The sequence below is a fragment of the Nocardia sp. CA-135953 genome (genome assembly GCF_050955735.1).
Classification (GTDB): Bacteria; Actinomycetota; Actinomycetes; order Mycobacteriales; family Mycobacteriaceae; genus Nocardia.
Genome location: NZ_CP192082.1, coordinates 3,922,985 through 3,943,049 on the forward strand (window position 1 = coordinate 3,922,985; position 20,065 = coordinate 3,943,049).

At 66.3% G+C, this 20,065-nt stretch carries 19 protein-coding genes; 8 read left to right on the plus strand and 11 right to left on the minus strand.

The genetic code is table 11. The annotated features are described in order from the left end of the window. Positions 1 to 27: 27 nt before the first annotated feature. The 8 genes from ACQPXH_RS18190 to ACQPXH_RS18225 are packed head-to-tail and all read right to left on the minus strand — an operon-like array spanning position 28 to position 6,981. Positions 28 to 669, minus strand: a complete 642-nt coding sequence (locus tag ACQPXH_RS18190) for a DoxX family protein (RefSeq protein ID WP_433597716.1) — start codon at positions 667 to 669, stop codon at positions 28 to 30. Then, complete coding sequence (locus ACQPXH_RS18195; RefSeq protein ID WP_433597717.1) at positions 603 to 974, minus strand: metal-sulfur cluster assembly factor; 372 nt, start codon at positions 972 to 974, stop codon at positions 603 to 605. The genes ACQPXH_RS18190 and ACQPXH_RS18195 overlap by 67 nt, the downstream gene beginning before the upstream one ends. Beyond that, a complete protein-coding gene (gene sufU, locus ACQPXH_RS18200; RefSeq protein ID WP_433597718.1) occupies positions 967 to 1,464 on the minus strand; it encodes a Fe-S cluster assembly sulfur transfer protein SufU in 498 nt (165 codons plus the stop codon). The genes ACQPXH_RS18195 and sufU overlap by 8 nt, the downstream gene beginning before the upstream one ends. 3 nt (positions 1,465 to 1,467) lie before the next feature. Further along, a complete protein-coding gene (locus ACQPXH_RS18205; protein WP_433597719.1) occupies positions 1,468 to 2,721 on the minus strand; it encodes a cysteine desulfurase in 1,254 nt (417 codons plus the stop codon). Position 2,722: 1 nt separating this feature from the next. Beyond that, positions 2,723 to 3,499, minus strand: a complete 777-nt coding sequence (sufC, locus tag ACQPXH_RS18210) for a Fe-S cluster assembly ATPase SufC (protein ID WP_433597721.1) — start codon at positions 3,497 to 3,499, stop codon at positions 2,723 to 2,725. A gap of 37 nt (positions 3,500 to 3,536) precedes the next feature. After that, positions 3,537 to 4,733: a Fe-S cluster assembly protein SufD gene (sufD, locus tag ACQPXH_RS18215; protein WP_433597722.1), complete on the minus strand. Its 1,197-nt coding sequence runs from the start codon at positions 4,731 to 4,733 to the stop codon at positions 3,537 to 3,539. Beyond that, positions 4,733 to 6,169 carry a Fe-S cluster assembly protein SufB gene (gene sufB / locus ACQPXH_RS18220; RefSeq protein WP_433597723.1) on the minus strand — a complete coding sequence of 479 codons (1,437 nt, stop codon included), beginning with the start codon at positions 6,167 to 6,169 and terminating at the stop codon, positions 4,733 to 4,735. Before sufB ends, sufD begins: the two co-directional genes overlap by 1 nt. Then, positions 6,166 to 6,981, minus strand: coding sequence for a helix-turn-helix transcriptional regulator (locus ACQPXH_RS18225; RefSeq protein WP_433597724.1), 816 nt, complete (start codon positions 6,979 to 6,981; stop codon positions 6,166 to 6,168). Before ACQPXH_RS18225 ends, sufB begins: the two co-directional genes overlap by 4 nt. A gap of 351 nt (positions 6,982 to 7,332) precedes the next feature. Between ACQPXH_RS18225 and mptB the strand changes: the two genes are divergently transcribed. The 4 genes from mptB (at position 7,333) to ACQPXH_RS18245 (ending at position 11,972) form a co-directional block, all read left to right on the plus strand. After that, complete coding sequence (gene mptB / locus ACQPXH_RS18230; RefSeq protein WP_433603496.1) at positions 7,333 to 9,081, plus strand: polyprenol phosphomannose-dependent alpha 1,6 mannosyltransferase MptB; 1,749 nt, start codon at positions 7,333 to 7,335, stop codon at positions 9,079 to 9,081. 125 nt (positions 9,082 to 9,206) lie between these two features. Then, complete coding sequence (locus ACQPXH_RS18235; RefSeq protein WP_433597726.1) at positions 9,207 to 10,142, plus strand: ABC transporter ATP-binding protein; 936 nt, start codon at positions 9,207 to 9,209, stop codon at positions 10,140 to 10,142. Next, positions 10,139 to 10,930, plus strand: a complete 792-nt coding sequence (locus ACQPXH_RS18240; protein WP_433597728.1) for an ABC transporter permease — start codon at positions 10,139 to 10,141, stop codon at positions 10,928 to 10,930. The genes ACQPXH_RS18235 and ACQPXH_RS18240 overlap by 4 nt, the downstream gene beginning before the upstream one ends. 67 nt (positions 10,931 to 10,997) lie before the next feature. Next, positions 10,998 to 11,972: a COX15/CtaA family protein gene (locus tag ACQPXH_RS18245; RefSeq protein WP_433597730.1), complete on the plus strand. Its 975-nt coding sequence runs from the start codon at positions 10,998 to 11,000 to the stop codon at positions 11,970 to 11,972. Between the two features lie 226 nt (positions 11,973 to 12,198). On the opposite strand, the gene ACQPXH_RS18250 is transcribed toward ACQPXH_RS18245, so the two are convergent. Next, a complete protein-coding gene (locus ACQPXH_RS18250; protein ID WP_433597732.1) occupies positions 12,199 to 13,065 on the minus strand; it encodes a hypothetical protein in 867 nt (288 codons plus the stop codon). A 186-nt stretch (positions 13,066 to 13,251) separates the two neighbouring features. Here ACQPXH_RS18250 and ACQPXH_RS18255 point away from each other — a divergent pair, with 186 nt between their 5' ends. Together ACQPXH_RS18255 and ACQPXH_RS18260 are read left to right on the plus strand one after the other, a co-directional pair. Then, on the plus strand, positions 13,252 to 13,944 hold the full coding sequence (locus tag ACQPXH_RS18255) for a type 1 glutamine amidotransferase domain-containing protein (protein ID WP_433597734.1): 693 nt from the start codon (positions 13,252 to 13,254) through the stop codon (positions 13,942 to 13,944). A gap of 417 nt (positions 13,945 to 14,361) precedes the next feature. Continuing rightward, positions 14,362 to 15,039 carry a respiratory nitrate reductase subunit gamma gene (locus ACQPXH_RS18260; protein ID WP_433597735.1) on the plus strand — a complete coding sequence of 226 codons (678 nt, stop codon included), beginning with the start codon at positions 14,362 to 14,364 and terminating at the stop codon, positions 15,037 to 15,039. Positions 15,040 to 15,044: 5 nt separating this feature from the next. Here ACQPXH_RS18260 and ACQPXH_RS18265 read toward each other — a convergent pair whose 3' ends face one another. Continuing rightward, positions 15,045 to 15,392, minus strand: a complete 348-nt coding sequence (locus tag ACQPXH_RS18265; RefSeq protein WP_433597736.1) for a hypothetical protein — start codon at positions 15,390 to 15,392, stop codon at positions 15,045 to 15,047. 61 nt (positions 15,393 to 15,453) lie between these two features. Between ACQPXH_RS18265 and ACQPXH_RS18270 the strand changes: the two genes are divergently transcribed. Then, positions 15,454 to 16,419 carry a quinone oxidoreductase family protein gene (locus ACQPXH_RS18270; RefSeq protein ID WP_433597738.1) on the plus strand — a complete coding sequence of 322 codons (966 nt, stop codon included), beginning with the start codon at positions 15,454 to 15,456 and terminating at the stop codon, positions 16,417 to 16,419. A 209-nt stretch (positions 16,420 to 16,628) separates the two neighbouring features. Here the strand turns inward: ACQPXH_RS18270 and ACQPXH_RS18275 are convergent, their stop codons facing one another. After that, a complete protein-coding gene (locus ACQPXH_RS18275; protein ID WP_327099879.1) occupies positions 16,629 to 17,618 on the minus strand; it encodes a heme o synthase in 990 nt (329 codons plus the stop codon). A gap of 305 nt (positions 17,619 to 17,923) precedes the next feature. On the opposite strand from ACQPXH_RS18275, the gene tkt reads away from it, so the two are divergent. Beyond that, the gene (tkt, locus tag ACQPXH_RS18280) at positions 17,924 to 20,065 is read left to right on the plus strand and encodes a transketolase (RefSeq protein WP_433597739.1); all 2,142 of its coding nucleotides are present in this window, start codon (positions 17,924 to 17,926) and stop codon (positions 20,063 to 20,065) included.

The following is a 20,065-nucleotide window of genomic DNA, read 5'->3' on the forward strand; positions in this document are numbered from 1 at the left end:
TATCACCAGAGCTGGACAACCCGTCGGTCAGCGACCCTTCAGCGCCTCAGGTCCTCTTGCCGCTAACGCCGACGAGCCCCACGGCGGCACCACATCCCGCCAGCCCGCCTGCCAATTCGCCAGCGCCACAACCATCATGATCACCAGATGAATCGGCGCCGAGGTGCCCTGCCAGAACGGCGAGTCATCGATGAGATGTGTGGTGACCGCACCGGTCAGCACCAGCATGGCCGCGCCCAAGAATCTGCTCTCGCGGCGCGGAAGCACGAGCAGCACCGCGGCGAGCAACTCCAGTCCACCGACCACGAACCGCATGCTCTGATGAAATCCCCACTTCGCGAACTTCTCCGAATAGGCGGGCCCGAAAACGTAGACCCCGGGCCAGAACTCGGTTGCGAAGCCGACGAAGAACTCGAATCCGAGAAACCAGTAGAGCCCGGTAACGTACCCGCTCCGACCGCAAGCGTTGCGACATGTTCCCTCTCGTCCACCGCTATGACCGCTCCCCGCCGTGAAATGTGACGACGGCGCGAAACGCGGCGACCCCGACCGGATGGTCGGGGTCGCCGCGAATGGGTTCGGCCGCGGCCGGATTCGTGGTGCTAGACGGTGAAGCCGAGGGCGCGGAGTTGTTCGCGGCCGTCTTCGGTGATCTTGTCGGGGCCCCATGGGGGCATCCAGACCCAGTTGATCTTGAGGTCTTCGACCAGCCCGGAGCGGACCAGTGCGTTGCGAGATTGATCCTCGATGACATCGGTCAGCGGGCAGGCCGCCGAGGTGAGGGTCATATCGAGGGTAGCGATATTGTCCTGGTCGACACTCAGGCCGTAGACCAGGCCGAGGTCGACGACATTGATGCCGAGTTCGGGGTCGACGACGTCGCGCATCGCCTCCTCGATGTCCTCGAGCTGCTTGATGTCCTCGGCCGAAAGTTCGACCTGCTCGGTCGTTTCGGTGACTGGTGTCTCACTCATGCCGTTTTCCATTCGTGGAGATGTCGCTGCCCATGATGCGCTTGGCCTCTTCCGCGGAGGATATCCGGATCACCGCATCCTTGAACGCCAGCCAGCCGAGCAGTGCGCATTTGACTCGCGCCGGGTACTTGGACACTCCGCTCAGCGCAATACCGTCGCCGATCATGTCCTCGTCGCCCTCGACGGTGCCGCGGCTGGAGATCATCTCGTTGTACGAGTCGACGACCTCGAGCGCCTGCCGCACCGGCAGCCCGATCACCTGATCGGTGAGGATCGAGGTGGCGGCCTGGCTGATCGAACAGCCCTGACCGTCGTAGGACACATCGGCGACATCACCGTTGTCGTCGAGCTGGACGCGCAAGGTCACCTCGTCACCGCAGGTCGGGTTGACGTGGTGCACCTCGGCACCGAACGGCTCCCGCAGCCCGCGGTGATGCGGGTGCTTGTAGTGATCCAGGATCACTTCCTGGTACATCTGCTCCATGCGCATGTCTTATGCAACTCCGAAGAAGCTCTGGGCCTTCCGCACGGCGGCTACCAGCTGGTCTACCTCATCGAGGGTGTTGTAAACCGCGAAGGACGCACGGGCGGTGGCGGGCACGCCGAGACGACGCATCAGCGGCCAGGCGCAGTGGTGACCGACTCGCACGGCGACGCCCTCATCGTCGAGAATCTGCCCGACGTCATGGGCGTGGATGCCCTCGACCACGAACGACACCGCGCCGCCGCGATCGATGTTCTCGGTCGGTCCCATGATCCGCACGCCCGCGATCGCCGCGAGTCCCTCCAGCGCCGCGCCGGTGAGCGTGTGCTCATGCGCCGCAACGGCATCCATGCCGATCTGTTCGAGATACCGCACGGCCGCGCCCAATCCGACCACCTGAGAGGTCATCGGCACACCGGCCTCGAACCGCTGCGGCGGCGGCGCGTAGGTGCTGCCCTCCATGGTCACCGTCTCGATCATCGAGCCGCCGGTGATGAACGGCGGGGTCTCCTCGAGCAGCGCACGCCGCCCGTAGAGCACGCCGACGCCGGACGGGCCGAGCATCTTGTGCCCGGAGAATGCGGCGAAGTCGACACCCAGCTCACGGAAGTTCACCGCCATATGCGGCACCGACTGGCAGGCATCCAGCACGGTCAGCGCGCCGACTTCCTTTGCCCGGCGGACCAATTCGGCGACATCGCTGACCGCGCCGGTCACATTCGACTGATGCGTGAACGCGACAACCTTGGTGGCGGAAGACAATTCGAGCGAATCGAGGTCGATCCGGCCGTCGTCGGTGATGCCGTACCACTTCAGGGTCGCACCGGTCCGGCGGGCGAGCTCCTGCCAGGGCACGAGATTCGCGTGATGCTCGAGCTCGGTGATGACGATCTCGTCGCCCGGACCGACGTGGTACGGGAAGCGGTCATCGGAGAACGCGTACGTCACCAGATTGAGCGATTCGGTCGCGTTCTTGGTGAACACGATCTCGTCCGCGTCCACGCCGACGAATCGGCCGATATCGGCCCGCGCGCCCTCGTAGGCGTCGGTGGCTTCCTCGGCCAACTGGTGCGCACCGCGGTGTACGGCCGAATTACGCTCGGTGAGGAATTCACGTTCCGCGTCGAGCACGGCGAGGGGACGTTGCGAGGTCGCGCCGGAGTCCAGGTACACCAACGGCTTCCCGTCCCGAACCGTGCGGCTCAGGATCGGGAAGTCGGCCCGGATCCGGGCGACATCGAGGGTACGGACCGTGGCGGTCATATCAGGCTCCAGCGGTAGCGGTCTGAGTGAAACGGACGTAGCCATTCGCATCGAGTTCTTCGGCCAGCTCGGCGCCGCCCTCGGCGACGATGCGGCCGCCGACGAAGACGTGCACGAATTCGGGCTGGATGTAGCGCAGGATGCGGGTGTAGTGCGTGATCAGCAGGATGCCGCCGTTCTCGCGCTCCTTGTAGCGATTGACGCCCTCGGAGACGATGCGCAGCGCGTCGACGTCCAGGCCGGAGTCGGTCTCGTCCAGGATGGCGATCTTCGGCTCGAGCAGGCCCAGCTGCAGGATCTCGTGGCGCTTCTTCTCACCGCCGGAGAAACCCTCGTTCACGCTGCGCTCGGCGAAGGCGGCGTCGATTTCCAGCTCGTTCATCGACTCCTTCACCTCCTTGACCCAGGTGCGCAGCTTGGGCGCCTCGCCGCGGACCGCGGTGGCGGCGGTGCGCAGGAAGTTCGACATCGAGACACCGGGGACCTCGACCGGGTACTGCATGGCGAGGAACAGACCCGCGCGCGCCCGCTCGTCGACCGACATGGCGAGCACATCTTCGCCGTCGAGGGTGATCGAACCGGAGGTCACCGTGTACTTCGGGTGCCCGGCGATCGCGTACGACAGCGTCGACTTGCCGGAGCCGTTCGGGCCCATGATCGCGTGCGTCTCACCGGATTTGATGGTGAGGTTCACGCCCTTGAGGATCTTGATGGGCGCACCGGACTCGTCCGGGTTGGCGACCTCGACGTGCAGGTCCTTGATTTCCAGGGTGGTCATCGAATTCGGATTCCTTTGCGGGATAAGGGGTTCTGGGTCAGGCGCCGATGGCGGCGAGTTCGGCCTCGATGGCCGACTCGAGCCGCTCCCGGACCTCGGGTACCGCGATCTTCTGGATGATTTCGTGGAAGAAACCACGCACCACCAACCGGCGGGCGGCATCCTCCGGAATACCGCGAGCGCGCAGGTAGAACAGCTGCTCGTCGTCGAAACGGCCGGTTGCGCTCGCGTGGCCCGCGCCGACGATCTCACCGGTCTCGATCTCCAGGTTCGGCACCGAGTCGGCGCGCGCACCGTCGGTGAGCACCAGGTTGCGATTCACCTCGAAGGTGTCGGTGCCCTCGGCGGCGGCGCGGATGAGCACATCACCGACCCACACCGTGCGGGCATCGCCCTTGGGCGAATGCGGATCACCTTGCAGCGCACCCTTGTACAGCACATTCGACTTGCAGTGCGGCACCCCGTGGTCGACCAGTAGACGCTGCTCGAAGTGCTGACCGGCGTCGGCGAAGTAGAGGCCGAGCAGTTCGGCATCGCCGCCGGGACCCGCGTAGCGGACATTGCCGGTGAGGCGCACCAGATCACCGCCGAGGGTGACCGAGGTGTGCCGCAGGGTGGCATCGCGCCCGAGCTCGGCGTAGTGCGCGGTGGCGTGCACGGCGTCGTCGGCCCAGTCCTGGATCGCGACGACGGTCAGCTTGGCGCTGTCAGCGAGTACGAATTCGATGTTCTCGGCGTAGGTTCCGCTGCCGCGCTGGTCGATGACCACAGTGGCGACGGCGAAGTTGCCGAGCCGGATCTGAAGGTGGCCGTAGGCGGTCTTACCCTCGCCGGGACCGTCGACGGTAACGGTAACCGGTTCGGCGACTTCGGTTTCCGAACCGACCGTGATCACGGTCGCCCGCTCGAAGCCCGAGTACGCCTGGGCCGCAACACGATCCGACGGCACCCCGGCCGCGCCGAGGCGAGAGTCGGTGCGCGCCACCGTTTCCACGGTCACACCGGCGACCGGCGCCACCTCAATGGTGGCCTCGCCGTCGCGGACGGCGGTACCGTCCTGCAGACCACGCAGGCGACGCATCGGGGTGAACCGCCACGCCTCATCCTTCGCCGAGGGCACTTCGAAGGCGTTCACATCGAAGGAGGTGAACACCTCCCCCTTATTGCTCGGCGCATGCGTCGTGTCGGTAATGCGAGCCTCGGCGGCTTCCGCAACGTTGTCCAGCGCTGCCATCAGCCGACGGCTCCTTCCATTTGCAGTTCGATCAGGCGGTTCAGCTCGAGCGCGTACTCCATCGGGAGTTCCTTGGCGATCGGCTCGACGAAGCCGCGCACCACCATCGCCATCGCCTCGTCCTCGGTGAGGCCGCGGCTCATCAGGTAGAACAACTGGTCCTCGGACACCTTCGAGACCGTGGCCTCATGGCCCATGGTCACGTCGTCCTCGCGGATGTCGACGTAGGGGTAGGTGTCGGAGCGGCTGATCGTATCGACGAGCAGCGCATCACATTTCACGGTCGACTTGGAACCGTGCGCCCCCTTGTTGACCTGGACCAGACCGCGGTAGGAGGCCCGGCCGCCACCGCGCGCCACCGACTTGCTGATGATGGTCGAGGAGGTGTGCGGCGCCAGGTGCAGCATCTTCGCTCCGGTGTCCTGGTGCTGACCGGCACCCGCGAACGCGACCGAGAGCACCTCACCGCGCGCGTATTCGCCGGTCATCCACACGGCCGGGTACTTCATGGTGACCTTGGAGCCGATATTGCCGTCGACCCATTCCATCACCGCGCCCGCCTCGGCCTTGGCCCGCTTGGTGACCAGGTTGAAGACGTTGTTCGACCAGTTCTGGATGGTGGTGTAGCGGCAGCGTCCGCCCTTCTTCACGATGATCTCGACCACCGCGGAGTGCAGCGAATCGGACTTGTAGATCGGCGCGGTGCAACCCTCGACGTAGTGCACGTAGGCACCCTCGTCGACGATGATCAGGGTCCGCTCGAACTGGCCCATATTCTCGGTGTTGATCCGGAAGTAGGCCTGCAGCGGAATGTCGACGTGCACGCCCGGCGGCACGTAGATGAACGAACCACCCGACCATACGGCGGTATTCAGCGCGGAGAACTTGTTGTCACCGGCCGGGATCACGGTGCCGAAGTACTGCTCGAAGATCTCCGGGTGCTCGCGCAGACCCGTGTCGGTGTCCAGGAAGATGACGCCCTGGGCCTCCAGATCCTCGCGGATCTGGTGGTAGACGACCTCGGATTCGTATTGCGCGGCGACACCGGCGACCAGGCGCTGCTTCTCCGCCTCCGGGATGCCGAGCTTGTCGTAGGTGTTCTTGATGTCCTCGGGCAGGTCTTCCCAGCTCTCGGCCTGCTTCTCGGTCGATCGCACGAAGTACTTGATGTTGTCGAAGTCGATGCCGTCGAGGTTGGAGCCCCACTTCGGCATCGGCTTGCGATCGAAGATGCGCAGCGCCTTGAGCCGGTGCTCGAGCATCCACTCGGTCTCGTTCTTCTTGGCCGAGATGTCGCGGACGACAGCCTCGGACAGGCCTCGTTGCGCGCTGGCACCGGCCACATCCGAATCGGCCCAGCCGTAACCGTATTTGCCCAGGGAAGCAATGGTTTCTTCCTGAGTGAGCGGTTGCACCTGGTCGGTGGTCGTCGTCATTCGGCACTCCTTCCGGAGTCGTTCGTACGTACCGCTGCGGGCTGTGCAGCGGTTTTATGGGAAGCGTTATCGGTAGTAGGGAGAACGAACAGCGGCACATGGGTAGTGCACGCGCAGTCGCCGTTGGCGATCGTCGCAAGTCGCTGCACGTGGGTTCCGAGCAGATCCCGGAACGCCTCGAGTTCTGCCTCGCACAACTGCGGGAATTCCTCGGCGACGTGGGCCACCGGGCAGTGATGCTGGCAGATCTGCACGCCCGCCCCGACCTTGCGGGTGGACGCGGCGAATCCGGCGTCGGTGAAGGCCTCGGCGATCTCGTCGGCCTTGGCGGTGGTGGTCTCGGGGGTGTGTTCGGCGACCGGCTCGATGCCCTCGACGATGGTCCGCGCCCGCTTGCGCGCGAAATCGACAATGGCCTGCTCGCCCCCGACCTCACCCAGCTGGCGAATGGCCGCACCGGCCAGATCGTCGTAGGCGTGGCCGAGCCGTCCCCGGCCGACGGCCGTCAGCTGATATTGCTTGGCCGGTCGGCCGCGACCCTTCTGCTGCCACGGCGCCGAGCGGCCGGCCCGCGCCTGACCGGAGTCGATCAGCGCGTCCAGGTGCCGACGGACACCGGCCGGCGTCAGGCCGAGCTTGGTGCCGATCGCCGTCGCGGTGATCGGGCCCTCTTCGAGCAGCAGTTGGACCACGGCGGCGCGAGTATGTCCTTCACCGCCCGTGACCAGGGGCGTGGGCGCAGCAACGGACCCGGCACCGGTACGGCGACCGGCCCCTCGATCCTCGTCATGCGGCAAACCCACGGTTTTCACAACACCAGTGTGACGGAATTCGTTCCCGGAATCCAATAAGGATGCCCTGAGTTGAACGCGCCGATGACCTGCGCGGGAGCGCTTTTCCGGCGGCGTTCGGATGCGACACGTTCGTTACCTGCGGGTCTCGTGCGACGACCGGCCCGAGCATCCGGCGAAATCATGAGTGCGATTTAGGCCACACGTCGGTGCCGAAAATCCGTCAGCGCACCGTGACCAGCTTAATCGACACCTGACAGTGGGCCCGGTTCGAACTTCCGCAGCCGCGCCTGTGCCCGGCCCGAACGTGCCCCGCGGTCGGTTCCGCGGGGCACCGGATCCGCCGGTGGTATCGGCTACGCTGGCCGCGTGATGTCAGGCGAACACGGCGAACCAGGTGTCGAACGTGTCGAACGCAGCCGGTCGACCAACCTGATTCGCCTGCGTCGGACCGCGCCCATCAGCACCGCCGTCGCGGTGGGGCGCCGGATCATCGGTCTGGATGTCGCGCCCGACCACACCGTCGGCGACACCCTGCACATCAACGAACCCGAAGCCGCCGAACTCAACCCGCAGGAGACCGCACAGCTGCGCCGCGTCCGTCTGTTGGGCGCGACGGGTGCGGTGATGATGGCCATCGGCGCGCTCGGCCTCGGCGCCCAGCCCACGCTGCAGAATCCGACCTATGGCAAGGCGATTCTCGGGCTGCCCGCGCGGGTGCACAATTCGGGACTGGCAACGACCATGGTCGGCACGGTCATCGTCATGCTGGCCTGGCTGCTGCTCGGCCGATTCGCACTCGGCTTGCAGTCCAACCGCATTCGCCGCATCAGCCGATCACAACTCGACCGCACGCTGCTGCTGTGGATCATCCCGCTTTCGGTCGCACCGCCGATGTTCAGTCAGGATGTCTATTCCTATCTGGCCCAAGGTGAGATCGCGGCCAGCGGACTCGATCCCTACGACGTCGGCCCGGTACAGGGACTCGGCCAGGACCATATTCTGACGCGCAGCGTCCCCAATATCTGGCAGAATTCGCCCGCGCCATACGGGCCCCTCTCGATTTGGCTGGGCAAGGGCATCGCCGAAATCGTCGGCGACAATATGCTCGCCGGAGTGCTGCTGCACCGAATGCTGGCGTTGCTCGGCGTGGCCTGCATCGTTTGGGCGCTGCCGCGACTGGCCCAGCGCTGCCGAGTATCGCCGGTGGCCGCATTGTGGCTCGGCGCCGTGAACCCACTGGTGATATTCCACCTGGTATCCGGTGTGCACAACGAGGCCATGATGCTCGGCCTGATGCTGGTCGGGTTGGAATATTGTCTGGCGGCCCTGAGCAATATCGGACCGATGCGCGGCCACGCACTCGTGCTGCTCTTATCGGGCACCACGCTGATCGCACTGTCCGCCATGGTCAAGATTCCATCGATGCTGGCACTGGCGTTCGTGTGGATGGCACTGAGCCGAAAATGGGGCGGCGACTGGCGTGCGGTGCTCAGATCCGCGCTATTCCTCGGTTGCATCACCGGTACCGTCATGCTCGCGGTATGCCTGGGCAGCGGTCTCGGTTTCGGCTGGATAGACACCCTGACCATGGCCAACTCGGTGCGCAGCTGGATGTCGCTGCCCACCGCGCTCGGGGTGGTCACCGGATTCGGCGGCGTTCTACTGGGATTGGGCGACCACACCACCGCCCTGTTGAGCATCACCCGACCGATCGCGGCGGTCGCGGCCTCGCTGATCGTGGTGCGGCTGATGGTGGCCACCTGGCGCGGGCGGCTGCATCCGGTCGGTGCGCTCGGCGTCGCCTTCGGCGCGGTCGTCCTGCTGTTCCCGGTGGTGCAGCCCTGGTATCTGCTCTGGGGCATCGTCCCGCTGGCGGCGTGGGCCAGCCGCCCCGCCTTCCGGGTCCCGGCCACGATTGCCTCGGCGGCGATCAGCGTCATGCTCATGCCCTCGGGCAGCGAAATCCAGCCGTTCGTCCTTATCTATGCGGCCTGCATCACCATCCTCACCTGCACGCTGATGATCCTGGCCACCCGCAAGTCGCTGCCGTGGCGGCTACACCAGCTCGGCGCCGACACGGCGCCCACCGCGGCCGGTCCTGCCGGACCGCAGAGTTGACGAGGCAGGGGTGTCGTCCGGGTCACATCCGTCGACGGCTTACGGTGTGACACCGTGAGGGAGCCAAGCGAGCGAACAATGGGTACAGCACCCTTGGACGCGACGGAGCCGAGCACCGGGGCGCGATGGTGACCGCAGCTTCGGAACCCGCCGTCTGTATCGACGGCGTCGTCAAGCGTTACGGCGAAACCACCGCCGTCGCCGGGATCAGCTTCGCGGTCGAACGGGCACAGGTGCTGGCCCTGCTCGGCCCGAACGGTGCGGGCAAGACCACCACGGTCGAAATGTGCGAGGGGTTCAAAACCCCGGATGCCGGTTCGGTCCGGGTGCTCGGACTCGATCCGATCGCCGACTCCGACCGGTTGCGACCGCGCATCGGCGTCATGCTGCAGGGCGGTGGCGCGTACCCGGGTGCGCGCGCGGGCGAGATGCTCGATCTGGTCGCCGCGTACTCGGCAGATCCGCTCGATCCCGAGTGGTTGCTGAAAATCCTTGGCCTGCAGGACAACCGACGCACTCCGTATCGACGGCTGTCCGGCGGCCAGCAGCAGCGACTCGCCCTGGCCTGCGCGCTGGTCGGAAAGCCGGAGATCGTCTTCCTCGACGAACCGACCGCTGGCCTGGACGCGCAGGCCCGGCTCATCGTGTGGGAGCTGATCGACGCGCTGCGCCGTGACGGGGTCACGGTGCTGCTCACCACCCACATGATGGACGAGGCCGAGCAACTGGCCGACCAACTGGTGATCATCGATCACGGACAGATCGTCGCCTCCGGAACACCCGCCGAGGTCACCGCACACGGCGCGGCCGGGCAGCTGCGTTTCACCGCCCCGCCGAAACTCGATCTGCGCCTGTTGAAAACCGCTCTACCGGAAGGCTTCTCGCCGCGCGAGACGACGCCGGGACAGTATCTGGTCGAGGGTGAGATCGATCCGCAGGTACTGGCGACGCTGACCGCCTGGTGTGCCCAGCAGAATGTGCTGGCCACCGATATCCGGATCGATCAGCGTCGCCTCGAGGATGTCTTCCTGGAACTCACCGGACGGGACCTACGCGGATGAAGCAGCCAGGTCTCACCGGGAACCGCTTCGCGCCGGGCACTTTCACCCCCGATCCGCGCCCGAGCGGCCGCCTCGCCATGATGACCGCGCAGACCCGGCTCGAGCTGATCCTATTGCTGCGCAATGGCGAACAGCTGCTGCTCACCATGTTCATTCCGATCACGCTGCTGGTCGGGCTCAGTCTGTTGCCGTTCGGGGACCTCGGCCAGGACCGAGTCGACAAGATCGTGCCCGCGGTCATGATGGTCGCGGTCATGTCGACCGCCTTCACCGGACAGGCCATCGCCGTCGGATTCGACCGGCGCTACGGTGCGCTGAAACGCCTCGGCGCGACCCCGCTCCCCCGCTGGGGCATAGTGGCGGGCAAGAGCGCCGCCGTCCTGATCGTGGTGGTGATGCAGGCAATTCTGTTGGGGGCCATCGGATTCGCGCTCGGCTGGCGACCGGAACTCGCCGGGCTCGCGCTCGGTGCGCTGGTGATCGCGCTCGGGACAGCCACTTTCGCGGCAATGGGTCTGCTGCTCGGCGGCACCCTCAAGGCGGAGATCGTGCTGGCACTGGCGAATATCCTGTGGTTCGTCATGCTCGGTATCTCGAGCATCGTGTTCGCATCCGACGATCTGCCCGCGGCGGTGAATGTGCTCGTGCGGTTGGTGCCGTCCGGGGCGCTGGCCGTCACGCTGGAAGACGCCATGCGCACCAGCATCGACTGGTTCGGCATCGCCGTGCTCGCCGCTTGGGGCGGCGTCTCCGGCTTCCTCGCCACCCGCTGCTTCCGCTTCGATTGATCGGGCCAACGACGGGATGTAGTAGACCGGGTGCGGGTGGCCGAAGTGGCCCGGCTACCATCGTTGGGTGCTGTATCGCGCATTCCTGCGACTCGTCGATCTGCTCCCGCTGCCCTCGTTGCGGGTGCAGCGACTGATCGCCATCGCGGTCATCGTCTCCCAGGCGGGTATCGCCGTCACCGGTGCGATCGTGCGGGTCACGGCGTCCGGACTCGGGTGCCCGACCTGGCCGCAGTGCTTTCCTGGCAGCTTCACCCCCACCGGGGTGGCCGAGGTTCCGATACTGCATCAGACCGTCGAATTCGGCAACCGCATGCTGACCTTCGCGGTGACACTGTGCGCGGCGCTCATCGTGCTCGCCGTCACCCGGGCCCGTCGCCGTCGCGAGGTGCTGGTGTACGCATGGTTGATGCCGGGCGGCACGGTGCTGCAGGCGGTCATCGGCGGCATCACCGTGCGCACCGGTCTGCTGTGGTGGACGGTGTCGGTGCATCTGCTGGCATCGATGCTGATGGTGTGGGTCGCGGTGGTCATGTTCGCGAAGGTCAGCGAACCCGATGACGGCCTCGAAGTAATCCAAGCGCCCGCGCCGCTGCACTGGCTCACCGGACTGAGCGGGGTCGCACTCGCCGGGGTCCTCATCGCGGGCACGCTGGTCACCGGCGCCGGACCGCATGCGGGCGATAAGAGCATCGAGCGACCGGTCGAACGCCTGCAGGTCGAGATCGTCACCCTGGTGCATCTGCACTCACAGCTGCTCGTCGGCTATCTCGCACTGCTCATCGGCTTGGCCTTCGGCCTCTTCGCCGTCGGCATCGCCCCCGCCGTCCGCACCCGACTGTTCGTCCTGCTCGGCCTGGTCTGCGCCCAGTCTCTCGTCGGCGTCGTCCAGTACTTCACCGACGTGCCCGCCGCCCTGGTCGCCACCCATGTCGGCGGCGCCGCAGCCTGCACCGCCGCCACCGCCGCCCTCTGGGCGTCCCTGCGCACCCGCGAACGCGTCACGGCGTCGGTCTCCAACTCCGCGGAACAGTTGGCATAGCGCACACCGTTCCGATGCGCCAATCAGCGTCGAGTACCGATGCGCCACAACCGTTCCCGGATATCGAGCCGTACGAGCGCGGACTCCTCGACGTCGGCGAGGAAACCAGGTCTATTGGGAGACCAGCGGTAACCGGCACGGTAGGCCCGCGCCGGTGGTGCACGGCGGACCGCCGCGGATCGCGAAAGTTATTCGATCCCAACGTATATCGGATCATCCTCTGCGATCAGCGCGGGTGCGGGGAGAGTCTGCCGCCCGCCTCGGACCGCGGCCGAGTGACACGCGCGAGTGTTCGGATCAAAGCATCCGATGCCAGTTGCCCGCGTTCGATGCGCAACCCCGCATAGCACGGATCGCCGTTCTCGACGAGCCCGACGATCGTCGGCTCGTCCAATTGCTCCGCGGCGAACGCGTATATCTGCTCCAACTTGGGCACGATCAGACCGTAATCGAGCGCCCGCGCCACGCGTCCCTCGAGCGCGAGCACCGCATCGACGGACATATTCGCCAGCGGATACACCTCGGGAAAAACATTCCGCAGGTCGAGGAACAGGCGAACCGAGCTGCGGCGCGGATCGGCCGACCAGCTGCCGAGACCCCCGAACCGGCCCAGCGCCAGCGTCGGTCGTGCCACCAGGACGTGGGTGAACAGCACCCGCATGAGCGTCACATTGATCATCAACCGCTCGGCGGGCAATTCGGCCGCGGCCAATTCCTGATGTTCCAGATAACCGGCGACGATGCTGCGGTTGTGCGCCCGGTACCACGCCGCGGGCGAAGGGGCGATGAGGAATTCGAGCCACAGCCGGGCACCGGGTGTCGACGCCTCGCGGGCATCGGCGTGATGCAGCAGCGCGGCCTCCAGTTTGTCGTGCAGTAAGCGGTCGTTGATGGCCCGCCACCACGGGCTGCCGGTATCGGCGTGCAGCACACCGCGAGCGAGTTCCCATTGCAGAAAAGCGATTTCGGCCCGACGGAAGGCGCGCAGTCGCGGCGGATAGAAGCTCTCGGCGAGGGCGACGCGGTGCTGCGCGTCGGCATGCGCGGCGCCGACCCGCCGAGCCGCCAGCTCGCTCGCCTTATCCGCGTTCATCGTCCCCTACTTTACGATCCGGACGCCGCCCGCACCCGGAACCAGAGACCCATCAATATTACGATGTCTCTTATTGGCGATCCTATTGGTGCTTCGATGAACGGGTGCCTAACGTCGACATCGCGACGAACTGACACGCCGCATGCGCCAGCGCGTCAACCCTAATCCCCGATCAGGAGGCACACGATGTCGAAGGTTCTTTTCGTCATGACCGGCGTCGACTATTGGACGCTCGCCGACGGCACGAAACATCCGACCGGGTACTGGGCCGAAGAGGTCGTGGCTCCGTACAAGGCCATCAAAGCGGCGGGTCACGAGGTTGTGGTGGCCACTCCCGGCGGCGTCGAACCGAGGGTCGACCAGGGCAGTCTCGCACCCGAGGTCAACGGCGGCGCGGACGGTGCCGCGGCGATCGCCGAGACCCTGGCCGATGCGGCAGAACTGCGCAGCCCGATCCGGCTCGAGGATGTCGACCTGGCCGACTACGACGCCGTCTACTACCCGGGCGGACACGGCCCGATGGAAGACCTGTCGGTGAATGTCGACTCCGGCGCCCTGCTCACTGCCGCGCTGGCATCGGGCAAACCACTCGGCGTCGTCTGCCACGCGCCCGCCGCGCTGCTCGCGACCGCCATCGATGGCGATTCCCCGTTCGTCGGCTACCAGATCACCGGATTCACCAATGCCGAAGAGGCACAAGCCGGATTCGCCGATAAGGCCAAGTGGCTGCTGCAGGATCGGCTCGTGGAACTCGGCGTCGATTTCCGCGAGGGCGAGCCGTGGGCACCGCATATCGAGATCGATCGCAATCTCTACACCGGCCAGAACCCCGCATCGTCGGCACCGCTGGCCGCAGAGATCGTCAAAGCGCTCGGCTGACGTGAGAGAGGGCGAGGCAGAGGACATCGGGGAAACGTAAAGATCGCTTGCGCCAACGGCTCTCGGTGGCCGCGAGGTCTAGCGCGGAGTGGTCGAACCGCGGCCAGGGAGGTGTCGGTGGCGACAAACGTGATCGGCAAGATGCCGATCGGGCCCCAGCCCACGCCTACGCTGCCCACGCCTACGCTGCCCGCGACCGTCGCCCGCGTCACCGCGAGATCAAACCGGACCATCTCGGCGAAGTTCTGATCGAGGTACGAACTCCCGAAGTAGACCACGAGTCGGCGGCGATCCGCGAACGATTCGCCGCCGACGCCCGAAGTACCCTTCGGTAAGGGCCGTTGGTCCCTTGTTCGACATTCGGTGTCTCTGCGACGGTAATACGTCCGATCATCGGTAAGCGGAAAGCGAACTCGCGTGACATCGCTGTTGTGGATCGCGCTGCCCTATGGCGCGTTCGTATCTTTCGTACTCGGTCATGTGTGGCGCTACCGGCGCGACGGTTTCCGCAGCTACACCCGTTATCCGGAGATGGACCGCAGCCAGCGGTTCGGATCGACGGCATTTCGGTCCGGGGTGTGCCTCATAGTCCTCACCCGCCTGATCAATGTGATCACCACCGAACCGCACGCCCGCCCCTCCGGTGCGCTGCACGTGGTCACCACGATCGTGCAGATCGGCGGCGTCGCCGCTGCCACGATCGGGGCGGTATTGCTGTTCCTACCGGATCTGATAGTGGGTCCGTCGCGTCCGGTGATCACCCCGCTGGACCGCATAACCTTCCCGGCCCTGACGGCCGCGCTGCTGTCCGGGGTGATCACCGAATACGACCCGACCACGGTGGCGCGCGAATATCGAACCGGCGAAACGCTTTTCGCGTGGTTCCGCTCGCTGGTCACCATCGATCCGAATCCCGAGGCCATGCAGCATGCACCGCTCATCTACCAGGCGCGGGGTCTGATCCTGCTGCTGGTCCTCGGCATCTGGCCATTCACCCGGCTCGCGGGTATTTTCGCGGGCCCGGTCGCGCGGCGGATCCTGCGCGCCCTCCCACGCGAGACTCGTGGATTGAACGGCGCGACCACGGGAGGCTGAACGGCTCAGTTCTCGTTGCGCGCCTTGGGAAAACGGGTCTGCCGGGCGACCCAACCGGCCATCTTGGCCCAGTGTCCCTTGCGCGGGGTGACCACCGAGATCAGCTCGCGATCCCATTCATCGGCCTCGGTCAGGCCATCGATGGTCTCGACCAATTCCTTGGCGGTCGCCAGATCGTCGACCACGCGGTCACCGAGGACACCGTCGGAGCCGATCAAGGTGACGCGCACGCCCGCGCGGCCGATCGGCTGCAGTACAGCGGTGGCGGAGCCGCCGTGCTCGGCGACGAATCCCTTGACCGAATCCACCAGGGAACCCGACAGCTGGACTGGGGCGGCGGCTTCAACACTCATGGCGGTCAGTTTACTGACCGGTACGTTCGGGTCCAGCACCCGTGGGTGTAGAACGGATCTCATGCGCGCTATTCAGGTTTCCGAGCACGGCGGTCCCGAAGTCCTGAACTACGTCGAGGTGCCGGATCCGCAGATCGGTCCGGATCAACTGCTCGTTGACACCGAGGCGATCGGCATCAATTTCATCGATACCTATATCCGCACCGGCCGCTACCCGCAGGCGGTGCCCTATGTTCCGGGCGCCGAGGGCACCGGCGTGGTGGCCGAGATCGGCACGAATGTGACCGAATTCGCAGTCGGCGACCGGGTCGCCTGGGCAGCCGCACCCGGCAGCTATGCCCAACGGGTCGCGGTACCTGCGGCGGTCGCGGTCAAGGTGCCCGACGGTGTCGACGCACCGGTTGCCGCCTCGGCGCTGCTGCAGGGTATGACCGCGCACTACCTGATCGAATCGATCTACGAGCCCGAACCCGGCGAGACCGTGCTGGTGCATGCGGGCGCGGGCGGCGTCGGCCTTATGCTCACCCAGCTCGCCGCCGCGCGCGGCGTGCGGGTGATCACCACCGTCTCCTCGGACGCGAAGGAAAAACTGTCCCGCGAGGCGGGCGCGAGCGAGGTGCTGCGCTACAGCGATGATCTCGCAGATCAGGTTCGTGCACGCACCGAGGGCGTCGGCGTCGCGGCCGTATACGACGGGGTCGGCGCGGCCACCTTCGAGGCCGGCCTCGCGTCTTTGCGGGTGCGCGGCATGCTGGCACTTTTCGGTGCGGCCAGCGGCCCGGTACCGCCTTTCGACCTGCAGCGTCTCAATCCGGCAGGGTCGCTGTTCGTCACCCGCCCCACGCTGGCGCACTACACTCGCGACCGGGCCGAATTACTCTGGCGCGCAACCGATATCCTCACCGCGATCGCCGACGGAACGCTGCATGTGCGGATCGGCGCTACCTATCCGCTGGCCGACGCCGAGCAGGCGCACCGCGATCTCGAGGGCCGCAAGACCACCGGGTCGATCGTCCTGCTGCCGTAACGGATGCCAACGGCCGTGCGCCAGCGCGGGCCGTTGGCATCTGGAATCCATTGCCCAGCAGCTTAATTCGCACCTGATCCGCCGGATCAGTCCCGGCGACAAGGCGACCGGACAGTACGTCGTGGATGTCGACGGTCACGCCTTCACCGCATATGACGCGGTCGACGGCACCATCGTACGAGTCCGGCCCGACGGATATATCGGCTGATTCAGCCGAAGAAGCTGCCGATCGTGTCCCACCCGAGCACCGAATCCACCGCGAGACCACAGAACACCACGGCCAGATAGTTGTTGGACTGCAGGAACAGTCGCAGCGGCTTCACCGATTCACCGCGCCGCACACCGGAGTACAGCTGGTGCGCCATGAGCAGGAACCACGCTCCGGCCACCAACGCGACGGCCGCGTAGACCACACCGGTCGCGGGGACCAGCGCGAGAGTGGTGAGCACGGTGAGCCAGGTGTAGATGACGATCTGCTTGGTGACGGCCTGCTCGGTGGCCACGACTGGCAGCATCGGCACACCTGCCGCGCGGTAGTCCTCCTTATAGCGCATGGCCAGCGCCCAGGTGTGCGGCGGCGTCCAGAAGAAGATGACACCGAACAGCGCGATCGCGGGCCAGCCGATATTTCCGGTGGCCGCCGACCAGCCGACCAGCGCGGGCATACATCCGGCCGCGCCGCCCCACACCACATTCTGCGAGGTCCGGCGTTTCAGGCCGAGGGTGTACACGAAGACGTAGAACAGGATCGTCGCGACGACCAGCAGGCCACTGAGCAGATTCGCCTGCCACCACAGCCAGGCGAAGGAGCCGATGCCGAGCGTGACACCGAAGACGAAGGCATGCGAGGTCGGCACGGCCTCCCTGGCCAGCGGCCGCTTCGCCGTCCGCTTCATTACCTTGTCGATATCGGCGTCGGCGACGCAGTTGAGCGTATTGGCGCTGGCGGCGCCCATCCAGCCGCCGAACAGCGTGACCAGGATCAGCCGGATGTCGACATGGCCGCGATCGGCCAGCAGCATCGTCGGAATGGTCGCGACCAGCAGCAGCTCGATGACGCGCGGCTTGGTCAACGCGATATAGGCGAGGGGTCGGCGCAGTAGTCGGGACAGCAGGCCATCGCCGGTCAACCGGTCGGCCAGCGCCGTCGCGGAGGAGCCGTGTGCGCCATTGCCACCCGGCTGTTGCCCAATCCGCACTGTCTCTCCTCGCACGCTGTGCATCGCATCCGGCATCGAACCGCCACCGTCCTCCCCTGCTCGAGCTGGTGCGAGGCGGCAACTACTACAGACGATGGTAGACCCAGCCGCACAGCCTTCTTTCCATAGCCCCTCGCTCCGGCATACTGTCGCAGCGATTCGACACCCGTAGTAAGCCGGGTTCCTCACATGCCGGTCACCGGGCACATCTAGGGTAGTTGGGGTAAACCGGTTCGCATTCCACCGCTGCCGTGCGTGCACCCCTCCGCCACCGTCGACGAAACAATGTCAGGAGAACCTCGGTCGTGTCAGTGACAGACGACATCCGCGCCCTCACTCAGCCGCACCACCCGGACGACTGGACGGATCTGGACACCAAGGCCGTCGACACCGTTCGGGTTCTGGCCGCCGATTCGGTGCAGACCGCCGGGAACGGGCACCCCGGCACCGCGATGAGCCTCGCACCGCTGGCCTACACGCTCTACCAGCGCACCATGCGCCTGGACCCGAGCGATCCGAGCTGGGTCGGCCGGGACCGCTTCGTACTGTCCTGCGGCCACTCCAGCATCACCCAGTACATCCAGCTCTACCTGGCCGGATACGGTCTGGAGTTGAACGATCTCGAGCATCTGCGCAAGTGGGGCTCGCTCACCCCGGGCCACCCCGAATTCCGCCACACCGACGGCGTCGAGATCACCACCGGCCCGCTGGGTCAGGGTCTGGCCGCCGCGGTCGGTATGGCGATGGCGGCACGGCGCGAGCGCGGTCTGTTCGACCCGGACGCCGCACCGGGCACCAGCCCGTTCGACCACTTCATCTATGTCATCGCCTCCGACGGTGATATGGAGGAGGGCGTCACCTCCGAGGCCTCCTCGCTCGCGGGTACCCAGCAGCTGGCCAACCTGGTCGTGGTCTACGACGACAACAAGATCTCCATCGAGGACGACACCACCATCGCCTTCACCGAGGATGTCGCCGAGCGCTACGCGGCCTACGGCTGGCATGTGCAGGTGGTCGAGGGCGGCGAGGACGTCGTCGCCATCGAGGCGGCGCTGGCCGCGGCCAAGGCGGAGACCGGTAAGCCGTCGATCATCGTGCTGCGCACCATCATCGGCTTCCCCGCCCCGAACAAGATGAACACCGGCGCCGCGCACGGTGCCGCACTGGGCGCGGACGAAGTGGCCGCCACCAAGAAAATCCTCGGCTTCGACCCGGAAAAGAACTTCCAGGTCGACGATGACGTCATCGCGTACACCCGCAAGGTCGTCGAGCGCGGCCGGCAGGCGCATGCGGCGTGGCAGCAGCAGTTCGACGCGTGGGCTGCCGCGAACCCGCAGAACAAGGCGCTGTTCGATCGGCTCGCCAAGCGTGAGCTGCCCGCGGGTTGGGCCGCGAATCTGCCTACCTACCAGGCGGATCCGAAGGGTATGGCCACCCGCAAGGCGTCCGGCAAGGTGCTCGCCGCGCTGGCGCCGGTGCTGCCGGAGCTGTGGGGCGGTTCGGCCGACCTCGCCGAATCCAACAACACCACCATGCCCGATGCGCCGAGCTTCGGTCCGGAGTCGATCTCGACCGGCATGTGGAAGGCCAACCCGTACGGCCGCACCCTGCACTTCGGTGTGCGCGAGCACGCCATGGGCGCGATACTGAACGGCATCGCCCTGCACGGACCGACCCGTCCGTACGGCGGCACCTTCCTGGTCTTCTCCGACTACATGCGCCCGGCCGTGCGCTTGGCGGCGCTGATGCGGGTGCCCGCGATCTACGTGTGGACGCACGACTCCATCGGCCTCGGTGAAGACGGCCCGACGCATCAGCCGATCGAACACCTGGCCGCGCTGCGCGCGATTCCGGGCCTGAACGTGGTCCGTCCCGGCGACGCCAACGAGACCACCTACGCCTGGCGCACCATCCTCGAGCGCGACAGCAGCGAGCACACCTCGCACTTCTCGGTCTCCGAACCGGCCCACCAGGACGGGCCGTCCGCGCTCGCGCTGACCCGCCAGGATCTGCCGATCGTCGAAGGCACCAGCTACGAGGGCGTCAAGAAGGGCGGCTATGTGCTGGCCGAGGCGTCCACCGGCACCCCGCAGGTAATCCTCATCGCGACCGGATCCGAGCTCCAACTCGCAGTCGCCGCCCGCACTACGCTGGAAGCGCAGGGTATCGGCACCCGTGTGGTCTCGATGCCGTGTGTGGAGTGGTTCGACGCGCAGGACAAGACATATCGGGACGAGGTGCTGCCCCCGGCGGTCGCCGCTCGCGTGGCCGTCGAGGCCGGTATCGCGATGCCGTGGTATCGGTTCACCGGTGACGCGGGCGAGATCGTTTCGATCGAGCACTTCGGTGCCTCGGCCGATTTCAAGACCCTGTTCCGCGAGTTCGGTATCACCGCGGAAGCCGTAGTCGCTGCCGCGCAGCGCACCCTGGAAAACGTGAAGGGATAA

What these genes read in the sequence shown, in the direction of transcription:
- ACQPXH_RS18250 (WP_433597732.1), bottom strand. Translation starts at nt 13,065, where the DNA reads ATGAACGCGGATAAGGCGAGCGAGCTGGCGGCTCGGCGGGTCGGCGCC.
- mptB (WP_433603496.1), top strand. Translation starts at nt 7,333, where the DNA reads ATGTCAGGCGAACACGGCGAACCAGGTGTCGAACGTGTCGAACGCAGC.
- ACQPXH_RS18190 (WP_433597716.1), bottom strand. Translation starts at nt 669, where the DNA reads ATGGGGCCCCGACAAGATCACCGAAGACGGCCGCGAACAACTCCGCGC.
- sufU (WP_433597718.1), bottom strand. Translation starts at nt 1,464, where the DNA reads ATGCGCATGGAGCAGATGTACCAGGAAGTGATCCTGGATCACTACAAG.
- ACQPXH_RS18195 (WP_433597717.1), bottom strand. Translation starts at nt 974, where the DNA reads ATGAGTGAGACACCAGTCACCGAAACGACCGAGCAGGTCGAACTTTCG.
- ACQPXH_RS18265 (WP_433597736.1), bottom strand. Translation starts at nt 15,392, where the DNA reads ATGAGTGTTGAAGCCGCCGCCCCAGTCCAGCTGTCGGGTTCCCTGGTG.
- ACQPXH_RS18240 (WP_433597728.1), top strand. Translation starts at nt 10,139, where the DNA reads ATGAAGCAGCCAGGTCTCACCGGGAACCGCTTCGCGCCGGGCACTTTC.
- ACQPXH_RS18235 (WP_433597726.1), top strand. Translation starts at nt 9,207, where the DNA reads ATGGTGACCGCAGCTTCGGAACCCGCCGTCTGTATCGACGGCGTCGTC.
- ACQPXH_RS18205 (WP_433597719.1), bottom strand. Translation starts at nt 2,721, where the DNA reads ATGACCGCCACGGTCCGTACCCTCGATGTCGCCCGGATCCGGGCCGAC.
- sufC (WP_433597721.1), bottom strand. Translation starts at nt 3,499, where the DNA reads ATGACCACCCTGGAAATCAAGGACCTGCACGTCGAGGTCGCCAACCCG.
- sufB (WP_433597723.1), bottom strand. Translation starts at nt 6,169, where the DNA reads ATGACGACGACCACCGACCAGGTGCAACCGCTCACTCAGGAAGAAACC.
- ACQPXH_RS18270 (WP_433597738.1), top strand. Translation starts at nt 15,454, where the DNA reads ATGCGCGCTATTCAGGTTTCCGAGCACGGCGGTCCCGAAGTCCTGAAC.
- sufD (WP_433597722.1), bottom strand. Translation starts at nt 4,733, where the DNA reads ATGGCAGCGCTGGACAACGTTGCGGAAGCCGCCGAGGCTCGCATTACC.
- ACQPXH_RS18255 (WP_433597734.1), top strand. Translation starts at nt 13,252, where the DNA reads ATGTCGAAGGTTCTTTTCGTCATGACCGGCGTCGACTATTGGACGCTC.